Source organism: Syntrophorhabdales bacterium (genome assembly GCA_035541455.1).
Lineage (GTDB): Bacteria > Desulfobacterota > Syntrophorhabdia > Syntrophorhabdales > WCHB1-27 > JADGQN01.
This window is the reverse complement of record DATKNH010000041.1, coordinates 14,316-28,037: the sequence shown is the minus strand read 5'-3', so window position 1 is coordinate 28,037 and position 13,722 is coordinate 14,316. Positions and strand designations below refer to the sequence as shown.

The window sequence follows — 13,722 nt, the reverse complement described above, 5'->3', positions numbered from 1 at the left end:
GAGCTGTGGAAGCCCTGAACAGTCTGTTATACGGGTTCTCCGTCGCCTTACAACCCGAGAATATCTTTTACTGTTTCATAGGGTCCGTGCTGGGAACGCTCGTGGGAGTGCTGCCGGGCATCGGCCCTGTCGGCGCGATATCGATCCTCTTGCCTATAACGTTCAAAATTTCAGCTACAGGATCCATCATCATGCTCGCGGGTCTTTACTATGGGGCCATGTACGGAGGCTCAACGACATCAATTCTCGTCAACATCCCTGGCGAAGCGGCATCTGTGATTACTTGCATGGATGGCCACCAGATGGCGCTTAAAGGCAGAGCGGGCCCGGCGCTCGGCATGGCTGCCTTTGGCTCCTTCATCGCAGGGACGGTAGGTATCGTCGGACTGATGCTGTTCGCGAAACCGCTCTCCCGCTTTGCGCTTGACTTTGGTCCTCACGAATACTTTGCGCTCATTATTCTCGGCCTGACCTTTGTGACCTATCTCTCTCACGGATCGATGCTGAAAGCAGTTATGATGGCATGCCTCGGCCTCATGCTCAGCAACATCGGTTTGGACCCCATCACTTCCAGTCCGCGCATGACATTCGGCATCCTTGAACTCTTCGATGGAGTCGGCATTGCACCGGTGGCCATGGGTCTGTTCGGCATCGGCGAGGTGCTCATCAACCTTGAACAGGCAGTCACGCAGGAGGTGATAAGGGCAAAGCTCAAGCACCTCTTCCCGTCGAAGCTCGACTGGATTCAATCAAAGTGGGCGCTGGTGCGCGGAACACTTGTAGGCTTCTTCCTCGGTATCCTGCCTGGTGGAGGCCCGGTTCTCGCTTCCTTTATGTCCTACGGTCTGGAAAAGAGGGTCTCAAAGGAACCTCAGAAATTTGGAACAGGAGCAATTGAGGGTGTGGCCTCTCCCGAAGCTGCCAACAACTCCGCTGCTTCCTCATCCTTCATTCCGCTCCTTACGCTCGGCATTCCGCCTAATGTAAGTCTCTCTGTTTTATTTGGTGCTTTTCTCATCCACGGTGTCACGCCTGGGCCTCTCCTTCTCAAAGATCACCCCGACCTTTTCTGGGGAGTGATCAGCAGCATGTATTTGGGTAACGTCATGCTCCTTGTGTTAAACCTTCCTCTGATCCCCATGTGGGTCCAGGTGTTGAAGATTCCTGCGAAGCTCCTCTACCCTCTTATTCTCCTCTTCTGTCTTGTGGGCGCCTACAGCATGAACAACAGCGTGTTCGACGTTATTATCATGATCGTTTTTGGAGTCGTGGGCTACCTCTTCAGGAAGTTCGACTACGAAGGGGCGCCCCTGGTATTAGCCTTCGTACTGGGACCCATGCTCGATCTTAACCTCAGGCAGGCGCTGCTTGTGTCGGAGGGAAGTTTCCTGACGTTCTTTACCCGTCCCATCTCCGCCGTGACCCTCGGCCTCGCCGCTCTCCTGCTGATCACCTCAATCATGCCTTTTGTCGCAAAGAAGGTGGCTAAGTATCGCGAAGTCGCCGAAGACCAGTAATACCGATTGTATTCAAGTGTATACCGTCGTTCTCGCTGCGTCGCCCTCCTTGACGTACTTATAGTACGCCGGCGTCGGCTCCTCACTGCGGCCTCCGGTCTCCAACTTGACTCCAATCGGTATGACATAGCCCCACCAAACTTGCCCGTCGGCGGCAGGCTCGATCTTCAACCCCCCTTGTAGTTCGCATTCTCTCGTGTTAATTATGAGTGCTTTACTCATAAATGCCCCTTGATGTACTTTGAATCTTTGTGATAAACTCCTAGCTTCCCTGAAGTGTATAGCGTCAAAAACCGGTGGTGCAAAAGGAGGTTTGCATGGCGGACGACACACCCTTGTTGGATGAATTGGAGAAAGGCCCATGGCCGAGCTATGTGACAGAGATCAAACGTATGGCAAAGAAGAACGCCGCGGCCAAAGACCTGCTCGGCATCCAGGAACAATCGTACAAAGACAGGATAACCCATTGGAAACATGGAGGCATAGTAGGTGTCACCGGCTATGGTGCTGGCGTGATAGGAAGATACTGCGACGCGCCGGAGAAGTTTCCTGGTGCCGCGTCATTTCACACCATGCGCATAAACCAGCCTGCAGGATGGTTTTACACCACGAAATCACTTCGCACGATCTGTGATATCTGGGAAAAGTATGGCAGCGGCATGACCAACTTTCACGGCTCTACAGGGGACATCATTCTTCTCGGGACAACTACAGAGAACCTGCAGCCCTGTTTTGACACACTCTCTGATGCCGGGTTTGATCTGGGAGGCTCAGGCTCCGCGCTCCGCACGCCTGCAGGTTGCGTCGGCAAGGCGCGTTGCGAATGGTCAAACATCGACACGCTTGGACTGATCCATGATCTGACCGTTGAATTCCAGGACGAAATCCACAGACCGAGGTGGCCGTACAAGTTCAAAATCAAGGCGTCTGGCTGCCCCAATGATTGCGTTGCGGCAATTGCCCGCGCAGACTTCACCATCATCGGCACGTGGCGCGATGCCCTGCGCATCGACCAGCAAGCTGTTAAGGAGTATGCCAAAGGTGGTCTGGACATTGAGAACCTCGTGGTACGCAGATGCCCGACGGAAGCCCTTGCCTGGGATCCAAAGGCCAAAGAATTGAAACTCTCTGCTGAAGACTGTGTGCGCTGTATGCACTGCATTAACGTGATGCCCAAGGCAGTGAGGCCCGGTGTAGAGACAGGTGCCACGATTCTCGTGGGAGGCAAGGCGCCGATCATTAAGGGCGCCTACCTGTCGTGGGTGCTCGTGCCCTTCATGAAAATGGAGCCCCCCTACGAAGAGCTTAAAGATCTGCTTAGGAAAATCTGGGATTGGTGGGATGAGAACGGCAGAACAAGAGAGAGGCTTGCAGAGTTAATAGAAAGACTCGGGTTTAAGACGTTCCTGCGGGAGATGGGGCTTCCGCCCGTACCGCAGATGGTCAAGTATCCCAGGTCGAACCCGTACGTCTTTTTTGACAAGTAAGGATAACAGGAGGCGAATCATGGGCAGAACAGACATAGGACCACCCGATTTTCGCGACATGCTCCCGGAGATCATAAAGAAGAATTACGGAACATGGAAGTACCACGAGATACCGAGGCCCGGCGTGCTCAAGCACGTGGCCGAGAATGGTGATGTGCTCTTCTCGGTGCGAGCCGGCTCCCCGAGGCTGGTCAGCGTCGATTTCATTCGCGACATCTGCGATGTGGCGGACAAGTATTGTGACGGGCACCTCCGGTTCACGAGCCGTTACAACATCGAGTTTCTCACCCCGAACGAAAAAAACGTGGACCTGATAATAGCCGACCTGAAGAAGCTTGGTCTTCCCGTCGGGGGGACCAGTCCCGGCATTTCGAACATAGTCCACACGCAGGGCTGGATCCATTGTCACAGTGCCGCAACTGATGCATCGGGCCTCGTGAAGGCGATCATGGACGAAGTCTATGAGCACTTTGTGGAGACAAAGCTTCCAAACCACGTGCGCATTGCGGTCGGCTGTTGCATCAACATGTGCGGCGCAGTACACTGCTCCGACATTGCCGTCGTCGGTGTTCACACAAAACCTCCAAGGCCTGACCACGACAGGGTAGTCGCGCAGTGCGAGATACCGACCACTATTCAGTCATGCCCTACAGGAGCCATACGGCGCCACCCTGACCAGAACGTGAAAAGCGTTGTGGTAAAAGAGGACCTGTGCATGTACTGCGGTAACTGCTTCACGGTCTGTCCGGCCATGCCGTTAGCCGATGCCGAAGGTGACGGGGTTGCGATCTATGTCGGCGGCAAAGTGCCAAATGCGCGGAAAGCTCCGATGTTCTCCCGTATGGTAGTGCCGTTCCTTCCCAACAGGCCACCGCGCTGGCCCGAGGTAGTGGAGACCATCAAGAAGATCATAAACGTTTACGCTGCCGGCGCCAAACCCTATGAACGCATAGGTGAGTGGATAGAACGCATAGGATGGGAAGCTTTCTTCCGCCGGACCGAGATACCGTTTACCGAACAGCATATTGACGATTTTACACATGCGGTTGAAACGTACAGGACCACAACTCAATTCAAGTGGTAAGCGGAGGTGAGCCGATGGCTGAGGTGACAGAAGAGCTGAAGGAAAAGGTCCTCAAGTACCTCGAGGGCGTGCCCCACGCAAAGAACAAAGAGGTGGCACGCGCATTGGGTGACGATAAGGCGTTGGTCGACAAAGCGATTGCCGCCTTGGCCAAAGAGGATAAGATTGAGTATATTTATCTGGGCGCCTCCTTTATCAAGCTGAAGGGAAAGTAGCTTTGTCGACATAGCGCAGACAAAAAAACGGTTGAGTCGTTGAGTGGCTACAGAAAGAAAAAGGACTGACAAACGATCAGATAGCTCCTTAATGAGGCGGCTGCCTCCCCGCCTTGTGATTGCGGCCCCGCAGGGAAGGTCCGGGAAGACCACGGTGGCTATCGCTCTGGCGAGGATGCTAAAGAACCGAGGGCTGGCTGTTCAGTCATTCAAAAAAGGCCCCGATTATATCGATCCGTCATGGCTTCGCCTTGCCAGCGGGAATGAGTGTTTCAACCTCGACAATTTTCTCATGCCTGAAGACGCGTTGCTTACATCGTTTGCCCGGAGATCACGCGGAGCCGACATCGCAATCGTCGAAGGAGCCATGGGTCTTTTTGATTCACCTGCAGCCGACGGTGAAGGAAGCGTGGCATGGCTCGCACGCCTACTGCGTGCGCCTGTGATCCTGGTGGTCAATGCAGAAAGAATGACACGCAGCATCGCAGCACTCGTATCCGGTTTCCAGCATTTCGAGTCGGGGACGGATCTGGCTGGAGTGATCCTGAACAGGGTATCCGGAAGTCGTCACGTAGAAAAACTCAAAGACGCTGTGGAATCCCACTGCAATATTCCTGTCTTGGGCGCAGTTCCCAGGAATCCGGCACTTTCTATTGCGGAGCGGCACCTCGGCCTCATTCCATCGAGCGAGAAGGCACAGGCCGAATCAATTGTGTCTGCTGTCTGCGACAAGGTTGCACCACATCTCGACCTGGAGGCAATCATCGAGCTGGCAGAGCGGGCGCCGGATCATTTGATTCCCGAAGTCCCCGGTACTCCGCCAGCAAAACCCACGTGCAGGATAGGGGTCATAGCCGACCGGGCTTTCAGCTTTTATTATCCAGAAAACATTGAAGCACTGCACAATGCCGGGGCAGACATCGTGCGGATCGACGCTTTTTCGGACAGAGTGCTTCCGCAGATTCACGGGCTTTATATCGGTGGCGGCTTCCCGGAGCTCTATGCCGCCGAGCTGGAGGAGAACAAGGAGCTTCGCCGGGACATAGGCCGACAGATAGAGAGCGGTCTTCCGACGTATGCCGAGTGCGGCGGGCTGATGTATCTCACCCGGGCCATACGTTGGCAGGGAAAGCGCTACGAGATGGTCGGAAAGATACCGGGGGAGGTTGAGATCTCGAACCGGCCTCAAGGGCACGGATATATGGAGCTGGAGGTTGCTGCTGACAATCACTGGTTTGCGCAAGGGACGGTGCTGCGCGGCCACGAATTCCACCACTCACGATTCATCGCAGCAGAGCACCATAGCAGCAACGAAGATGCGCTTCAGAAGGCAAACTGGTGCTACAAGGTTGTGCGTGGCCACGGCATTGACGGTCGCGTTGACGGGTTCGCATACAAGAACCTGCTGGCTTCCTACGCGCATCTCCATGCGCTTGGCACACCGGGCTGGGCACCGGCTTTTGCTGCTCTCGCAAGAAAATACAAGGCACAGGGTAAGACTCGAAGTAAGGTTGAGAAAAAGGAGGCGAAGGAGGGTAGCTATGGCAATTTGTCCGGTCTGCAAGGTAGAGGTTGAAGAGAAGAAGGCGCGAGGCACGAGCACGGTGAGCGAGATCACCTATTACTTTGACAGCAAGGCCTGCAAGAAACAGTTTGATGAACAGCCGGCAAGCTTCATCAAGGACAGCGGCAAAAGTTGAATGGCAGATACAATGAAGAAAGGTGTGAACTCTAACGCCGGCACTTCCGACGACAAAAAATAGAACAGAGAATAGAAATAGGAGGGCTGTACAATGGCAAAGGCCACACTAGGTGGACAGGAAATCGAAATCGATGAGGACGGCTTCATTCAGGAGCCGGGGAAGTGGAATAAGGAAGTGGCAGAAGACCTGGCTAAAGCGGAAAATGCTTATCCGATGGGCGAAGACCACTGGAAGCTGGTTAATTACCTCAGGGACTACTATCTCAAGTTTGAGATCGCCCCACCGGTCCGTATGCTTGTGAAACAGACCGGCCTCGACCTCAAAAAGATTTACGAACTCTTCCCGGGCGGACCGGCGAAAGGGGCATGCAAAGTCGCAGGGCTGCCGAAACCGACGGGTTGCGTATAGAAGAGTAGTAAGGCTCACACAAGCCTCGCTGAACATAACTTGGTCAGGTTTAACAGGGGGAGCACGTGGCAGTATTTCTTGCCGTAATGACCTATATCGGCTACATCTTTATCATCGCGATGTATACGTCGAAGATGGTAAAGTGGTTGCGTCTACCCCGCCACCTGCGCTGGGAGCTTTATCCGGTCCTGCATGAAGAGCGATACAGGTACGGGGGGTCCTATTTCGAGGAAATCGACTGGATCAATGGCACCCGCAGTAAAAGCCGTTTGCGCAGCATCCTCTTCCTTCTTCAAGAATACTTCTCGATGAGCGAATACTTTAAGCGCCACAAGAGTTACTGGCTGGCGCTCTACCCATGGCACGTAGGCTTTATCCTGATCATCGGTTTTCACATCCTCACTTTTTTCGCGGCTGCAGCCACGCTTCTAGGGCTGCCGATCTCTGGGGAATCTTCTTTTTTAGCCGGAAGGCTTTTCTATTACGTTCTGCTCCTCATGGGGGTTGTCAGTTTTGTAAGCGGTCTTCTTGGCAGCATTGGAATTTTCATCAAAAGGTTCAGTGATGAAGATCTTCGGCTTTACGCCACTCCACAAAATTATTTCACCTATTTCTTCTGTCTGTTGGTGTTCCTGAGTGGACTCTACGCATGGTATTTTGTCGACCCCACTTTTTCCGAGTACAGGGAATTCTGGATGGGACTGATCACCTTGCGGCCCATCACAGTGGCCCCGGGCGCTGAACTGCACATCGTGCTCTTTGACCTGTTCCTCATCTATCTGCCCTTTACGCGGTCGATGCATTACATCACCAGACTTTTTGCTTTCTTCCTCATACGGTGGGATGATGAGCCGAATCTCCAGGGAAGTCGGCTGGAAAGGGAACTGCAGCAACAGATGAGCCAGAAGGTCACCTGGGCAGCCCCTCACATCAAAGGTGGACAATCCTGGGCCGACCAGGTGAAGAACTGAGTTCATGAAACGAAAGATGAAGATAGAAGATTTATCCAGGCCTGCCCAACAGCTCGTGACACTGGAACCATCCGATCTCTTGCCCTTGCCGCCGCCCTACGACGAGCCGCGTCCCCTCAAAGAGCTTACCGAAGAGCAACGCCAGCGCTACGAAGCTTCCCTCGACGGCATTGTCGGCCTGGGCGTGACGAAACCCGCCAACGCTCAGGAGGAAGAGGAGTTCGTCGCTAAATTTCTGTCAGGCCTCAAAAAATTGCTATCGAAGGAAAACAACTGGACCTTTATCCAGCCGCTCCTCCATTCACTCGATTATTGCGTGAAATGCCAGCTCTGCAACGACTCCTGCCCTGCGTACCTGTCGAGCGGAAAACAGGAGATCTACCGGCCGACCTTTCGCCCCGAGGTGCTCCGCCGCATCATCAACAAGTACTTAAAAAAAGAAAACAGCCTGCTCGCAAGGCTGACGGCAAGCAACATCGAGCTCAATTTTACGCTTCTCGCACGCCTGGCTGAACTTGCGTACCGGTGCAGCCTTTGCAGGCGATGCGCGCAGGTCTGTCCTTTGGGTATCGACAATGCGCTCATCAGCCGGGAAATCAGAAAACTCTTCAGCCAGGAAATGGGGATCGCAGCCCGGGAACTTCACGAACAGGGAACGGTCCAACAGCTCAAGGTGGGTTCCAGCACAGGTATAACGCCGAAAGCCCTTGCAAACATCATCGCCTTCATGGAAGACGACATAGAGGAAAAGACGGGCAGGAAAATAAAAATACCCGTGGACAAAGAAGGTGCAGAAGTGCTGCTGGTGCACAACGCGGGGGAGTTTATGGCATGGCCCGAGAATCCCCAGGCCTTCGCAATCCTCTTTGATGCCGCCGGCATCGACTGGACGCTTTCGAGTCAAATCGCCGGCTACGACGCAGTCAACTATGGCATATGGTATGACGATGTCCAGGCGGCACGGGTAGCAGTGCATCATGCAGAAGCGGCGCGCACTCTCAAGGTCAAGAAAATTTGCGTGGGCGAATGCGGACACGCGCACAAGGCAATCCTCGTGATCGCAGATCGGGTCTTGACTGGAGAGCTTAATATCCCGAGAGAGAGTGCATTACCGCTTTTGGAACATCTCGTCCTGAGCGGAAAGATAAAGCTGGACCCGAAACGCAACGACTTTCCCGTGACCCTGCACGACCCGTGCAACATGGTGCGCCTTATGGGCATCGTGGAGCCACAGAGAAAAATTCTAAGGGCCATCTGCCCCCAATTCAGAGAAATGGAGCCCCACGGTGTGGATAATTATTGCTGTGGCGGCGGCAGTGGTTTTGCTATAATGCAGTCAATGAATTTTCCTGACTGGCGCAATTCCGTTTCAGCAAGAATGAAGATGAAACAGATCCTCGAAGCGTTTGCTGACGTTTCCGAACCTGCCCAAAACAAGTATGTCTGCGCTCCCTGTTCCAACTGCAAAGGACTCATGAGGGATATGTTCGAGTTTTATGGCGCAACCCGGAAGAGCGGCATTTTCTACGGTGGGCTCGTAGAACTGATCGTAAATGCTATGGTTGATCTGCAAAAACCCTTCCTTACCTGGGAGCAGCTTTGATAAGGCCTGGTGAGAAAAAGAAGCAGGTCGTGATTGTCGGCGGCGGGTCAGCCGGCATCATGGCCGCGAACCGGCTCAGAAAGCAGATCGGGAGCGAGGGTGCTGCAATTGTCCTTATAGAGAAGAACAGCAAACACTTTTATCACCCCGGCCTCCTTACGCTTCTCTTTGACATCGACAGACAGGAAGATTTGAGCAGGGACATAAAGGACCTTCTTGTCAGAGGGATAACACTCGTTACGGACGAGGCCCGAAAAATAAACCTTCAGGGCACGGTGAGTACCGCACGATCCGGAACTATTCCCTTTGATTATGTGATCATTGCCACGGGTGCGAAGCTGACAACTGATGAACCTGAAGCCCTGAAGGAAGGTCTGAAAAACGGAAGGAATGTTTTCAGCTTCTACTTTCTTGAATCTGCTTTGAAGCTACGCGATGCCCTTAAGAGGTTTGAAGGTGGTACTATCGTCTCATGCATCTGCGAGATGCCTATCAGGTGCGCCGCAACCCCTGTAAGCTTCATCCTGCTAGCTGAAGCGGAGATGAGACGCAGGGGAATCCGTGACAAGTGCCGCTTCATCCTGACCACACCCGATTCTTCGGTGCCACCCAGCATTGAACCCTATGCCGGGTATGTGGAGCGGCTCCTCGGGGAACGTGGCATCGAAGTGAAGATCGAGTTCACCCCAACAAGAATCGATGCAAAAAAAGGGTCTTGCGAGGACTTCCTTGGTGAAAAGATCGGTTTCGATCTTCTTTCCATTATTCCCCCTCATTCAGGCGCTGACATTATCCAGAACTCCGAAGGACTCGCGGACCCCGTCGGTTGGGTTACCTGCGACAAGAGCACGTTACGCCACAGGGACTTCGACAATGTGTATGCGATCGGCGATGCTGGAAATTACCCTACGGCAAAAACGTTCTCCGCGGCTCGAAGGCAGGCAGCAGTGATCGCAAGGCGCATCAAAGAGCGTATCAATGGGGGAGAAGGCACAGCCGTCTATGACGGTAATACGGTGGTACCACTCCATACAGGCTTTGGTAGTCTTTTTTTTGCAGAATTCGATTACGCTCAGAGCATATCGGCCATCAAGGAGTCCCGTCTTTACTGGTTGTGGCAGACCAGCCTTTTAAAGCGCCTGTACTGGAATTTCATTCTGAAGGGAAAGTTCTTTAGCTGAGCTGTTGCGAGTTCCGGCGCCTTCTGCGCTGTTACGAGTTACGAGTTCGCGAGGCACAGGGCTGCCTCAGGGGACGATGTGTGAAAGGTCACAGGCCAGATCGATGACAATGTTGCAGGAACTGTTGACAAGAAAGAAAGACGGAATCCTTGGTCGATGGCTGGACCTTGTCTTCGCTACCTACGCTCAGGACTCTATACCTTTATTGAGGGACCGGCAGGATCCTTTTGCCAACCCGGTCGGGTCAACAATTCGACGGGAACTGGAGAACCTATTCGATGGCCTTATCGCAGGCCGCGAGACAAAAGAAATGAGCCATTCACTCGATGCCATCGTTCGCATCAGGGCAGTCCAGGACTTCAAGCCCTCGGAAGCGGTCAGGTTCGTCATCGATCTGAAACGGGCAATCCGGGAGGAATGCGGCGATGCCGTGGCAGATCCTGACTTCACAAGCACCTTATCGAAAATGGAATCACGCATTGACGAGCTGGCGCTCACTGCATTTGATCTCTACATGACGTGTCGTGAACAAATTGCGGACATAAAAGTTGGAGAAGCCCGCGCAGAAAAAGACCGATTATTAAGAGTAGTGCAGGCGATGGGGAAGGAGAAAGATTAAATCCTAAATTTTAATGTCTAAATCCGAAACAATAGCAAATGACCGAATCTCCACGTGAGATATCTGTCCATTTGGAACATTTGATATCAGAATTTGTTTAGAGTTTAGATATTCGATATTAGGATTTGATGCGGAAATCATGAATGGAATGTGCGTTGCGCTCCTCGCTGTGCTGATCCTCGTCGCCATACCCTGGATCGGCGTGGGCATGGCGGGACTGACTACACTCTTTGGCGCAGTGGTACCATACGTCGCATGCGTCATGTTTGTGGTTGGCTTCATCTACCGGGTCGCGAAATGGGCCCAATCCCCTGTCCCCTTCCATATCCCCACAGTCTGCGGACAACAGAAATCTCTGCCATGGATAAAGGCGAACAACCTGGAGAGCCCGCAGAGCAGTGGGGAAGTGTTCGCGAGAATGGCCCTCGAAGTGCTTTTCTTCAGGAGTCTTTTCAGAAACGACAGAACTGAACTGAAGACTCCACAAAAACTGATATACAGCTCCAACCGCTTTCTATGGGCGGGCGGAATGCTCTTCCACTGGTCGCTTCTCATCATCCTTTTCCGGCACCTGCGATTCTTTACCGAGCCTGTGCTGCCGGGCATCGCTCTGCTGCAAAGTCTTGACGGTCTATTTTATGTGGGTCTACCGACATTCTACCTGACGGATGCAGCGATTCTCCTCGCTCTCACGTACCTCTTCTTTCGAAGAATTACCTACCCACAGGTGCGGCTGATTTCGCTGCCATCCGACTATTTTGCGCTTCTGCTCATTATTGCTGTGGTGCTCTCCGGTGTGCTCATGCGCCACTTTTTCAAGATAGACGCAGAAAAGACAAAGGAGCTGATTCTGGGCTTGGTCAGTCTTCGCCCCGCAGTTCCGCAAAACTTGGGACTCGCCTTTTACATTCATCTGTTCCTGGTCAGCGTCCTCGCAGCTTTCTTTCCCTTCAGCAAACTAATGCACGCGCCAGGTGTTTTTTTGAGTCCGACAAGAAATCTGCAGAATAACAGCCGCAGCCGTCGGCACGTAAACCCGTGGGCTTACCCGGTCAAAGTACACACGTACCAAGAGTACGAGGATGAATTCGGCGCAGCGATGAAAGAAGCAGGATTGCCGGTGGAGAAGCAATGAGAGCAAATCCTAAGTCTGAATTCCTAAATTCTAAACGATACCAAACCTCCCAACCATCCAATCAGACATTTGTTTATCCAATTTGGATATTTGGATTTGTTTGGGATTTCGATATTCGACATTCGGATTTAGCGAGGTCGGTGTGGCTGAAGAAAAACTGAAACCGGAAGAGATGCTCAATATAGACTACCAGCCCGCGGACCGCGACTGGCTCCTGGCGTCCGCATCTTTCAAGAAAGGTACTTACAGTTACGCGGCTCCCCTTAAACACCAGAAGTATCTCGATCTGCCCAACCAGAGAGAGTGGAATCCGTCAGACGCTGACTGGAAGCTTCCGGATAACTGGAGGGAGATTATTCTGGGGGGCATGGAGCGGCTGTTGAAACGCCACCGTTCGTTCAAGCTCTTCCTTGACATCTGTGTCCGCTGCGGTGCCTGTGCTGATAAGTGCCACTATTTCCTCGGCTCAGGAGATCCGAAGAACATGCCCGTTCTCAGAGCCGAACTACTTCGGTCGGTCTACAGGCGCTATTTTACCGTGGCGGGCAAGATCTTCGGCCGCCTGGCGGGCGCACGGGATCTGACAGAAGACGTGCTGAAAGAGTGGTTCTATTATTTCTTCCAGTGCTCCGAGTGCCGCCGCTGTTCCGTCTATTGCCCTTACGGTATAGATACGTGCGAGATCACCATGTTCGCCAGGGAGCTTCTCAACCTTGTCGGCTGCAACATTCAATGGGTCGTGGAACCTGCTTCGAACTCTTTCAGAACCGGAAACCACCTCGGCATTCCACCGCATGCCTTCAAACAGACCTTCGAATTTGCCGTGGACGAGCTCAAGGATCTTACGGGTACTTCGATCGATGTGCCTATAAACAAGAAAGGGGCAGAGATACTTTTCGTCGCGCCCTCTGCCGATTATTTCGCAAGCCCCCACTGGCATACCTTCCTCGGATACCTGATGCTCTTCCACGAGATCGGGCTCGATTACACATGGAGCACCTATGCTTCGGAGGGTGGTAACTTTGGTCTCTTTCATTCGTCGGAATTAGCCAAACGCCTCAACCACAAAATTTACGCGGAGGCACGCAGGCTTGGCGTCAAGTGGATCCTGGGCGGGGAATGTGGCCACATGTGGCGCGTCATCCATCAGTATATGGACACGTTCAATGGCCCTGCAAATTTTCTTGAAGAGCCGGTCTCGCCCATCACGGGCACAAGGTTCGAGCACGCCCGCTCGACCAAGATGGTGCACATCACTGAATTCACGTCTGACCTCATAAAGAATAAGAAGCTGAAACTCGATCCCTCACGCAATGACCGCTGGAGGGTAACCTTCCATGACTCCTGCAACCCGGCGCGTGCCATAGGGCTCTATGTTGAGCCGAGGTACATTCTGCAGAACGTCTGCAACCACTTCTACGACATGCCCGAAAATACCATCAAGGAAAAGACTTTCTGCTGCGGGAGCGGTGCAGGGCTCGGAGCCGATGAAAACATGGAGATGAGACTGAGGGGAGGCTTTCCACGAGCCAACGCCGTGAAGCACGTCAAGGAACGGCATGGCGTAAATATGGTCGCATGTCTCTGCGCTATTGATAAGGCTTCGCTTCCGCCACTCTTCGAATACTGGGTGCCAGGTGTGGAAGTATGCGGGGTGCATGAACTTGTCGGCAACGCACTGGTGATGAAAGGCGAAACCCGCACGAACGACTTGAGAGGCGAGCCGCTGGCACAGACGGACCAACCGGCACCAGAGAGTCATGAGCAAGGGAGGGAGTAAAATTCTAAATCCTAATATC

General features: G+C 53.1%; 13 protein-coding genes. All 13 read left to right on the top strand.

Going from position 1 to position 13,722, the window contains the following annotated elements; all coding sequences use genetic code 11:
- Positions 1-5 precede the first annotated feature (5 nt).
- The 13 genes from VMT71_04585 to VMT71_04525 all read left to right on the top strand — a co-directional run bounded on the left by VMT71_04585 (position 6) and on the right by VMT71_04525 (position 13,703).
- Positions 6-1,517 (top strand): tripartite tricarboxylate transporter permease, encoded by a 1,512-nt coding sequence (locus tag VMT71_04585; protein ID HVN23222.1) that lies wholly within the window; start codon positions 6-8, stop codon positions 1,515-1,517.
- A gap of 317 nt (positions 1,518-1,834) precedes the next feature.
- Entirely contained in the window at positions 1,835-3,004 is a 1,170-nt protein-coding gene (gene dsrA, locus VMT71_04580) for a dissimilatory-type sulfite reductase subunit alpha (GenBank protein ID HVN23221.1), read from the top strand.
- 19 nt (positions 3,005-3,023) lie between these two features.
- Positions 3,024-4,088, top strand: coding sequence for a dissimilatory-type sulfite reductase subunit beta (dsrB, locus tag VMT71_04575; GenBank protein HVN23220.1), 1,065 nt, complete (start codon positions 3,024-3,026; stop codon positions 4,086-4,088).
- A gap of 14 nt (positions 4,089-4,102) precedes the next feature.
- The gene (locus tag VMT71_04570) at positions 4,103-4,303 is read left to right on the top strand and encodes a hypothetical protein (protein HVN23219.1); all 201 of its coding nucleotides are present in this window, start codon (positions 4,103-4,105) and stop codon (positions 4,301-4,303) included.
- Between the two features lie 91 nt (positions 4,304-4,394).
- Entirely contained in the window at positions 4,395-5,879 is a 1,485-nt protein-coding gene (locus VMT71_04565; GenBank protein HVN23218.1) for a cobyrinate a,c-diamide synthase, read from the top strand.
- Complete coding sequence (locus VMT71_04560; GenBank protein ID HVN23217.1) at positions 5,845-6,003, top strand: hypothetical protein; 159 nt, start codon at positions 5,845-5,847, stop codon at positions 6,001-6,003. The genes VMT71_04565 and VMT71_04560 overlap by 35 nt, the downstream gene beginning before the upstream one ends.
- Before the next feature lie 93 nt (positions 6,004-6,096).
- Positions 6,097-6,414 carry a TusE/DsrC/DsvC family sulfur relay protein gene (locus VMT71_04555; GenBank protein ID HVN23216.1) on the top strand — a complete coding sequence of 106 codons (318 nt, stop codon included), beginning with the start codon at positions 6,097-6,099 and terminating at the stop codon, positions 6,412-6,414.
- Positions 6,415-6,479: 65 nt separating this feature from the next.
- The gene (locus VMT71_04550) at positions 6,480-7,385 is read left to right on the top strand and encodes a respiratory nitrate reductase subunit gamma (protein ID HVN23215.1); all 906 of its coding nucleotides are present in this window, start codon (positions 6,480-6,482) and stop codon (positions 7,383-7,385) included.
- A 4-nt stretch (positions 7,386-7,389) separates the two neighbouring features.
- A complete protein-coding gene (locus VMT71_04545; protein HVN23214.1) occupies positions 7,390-8,988 on the top strand; it encodes a (Fe-S)-binding protein in 1,599 nt (532 codons plus the stop codon).
- Entirely contained in the window at positions 8,985-10,169 is a 1,185-nt protein-coding gene (locus VMT71_04540; GenBank protein ID HVN23213.1) for an FAD/NAD(P)-binding oxidoreductase, read from the top strand. Before VMT71_04545 ends, VMT71_04540 begins: the two co-directional genes overlap by 4 nt.
- 124 nt (positions 10,170-10,293) lie before the next feature.
- Positions 10,294-10,788: an RsbRD N-terminal domain-containing protein gene (locus VMT71_04535; GenBank protein HVN23212.1), complete on the top strand. Its 495-nt coding sequence runs from the start codon at positions 10,294-10,296 to the stop codon at positions 10,786-10,788.
- Between the two features lie 139 nt (positions 10,789-10,927).
- Positions 10,928-11,923: a sulfate reduction electron transfer complex DsrMKJOP subunit DsrM gene (gene dsrM / locus VMT71_04530; GenBank protein HVN23211.1), complete on the top strand. Its 996-nt coding sequence runs from the start codon at positions 10,928-10,930 to the stop codon at positions 11,921-11,923.
- A 142-nt stretch (positions 11,924-12,065) separates the two neighbouring features.
- Positions 12,066-13,703 carry a (Fe-S)-binding protein gene (locus VMT71_04525; protein ID HVN23210.1) on the top strand — a complete coding sequence of 546 codons (1,638 nt, stop codon included), beginning with the start codon at positions 12,066-12,068 and terminating at the stop codon, positions 13,701-13,703.
- The last annotated feature ends 19 nt before the right edge of the window (positions 13,704-13,722 follow it).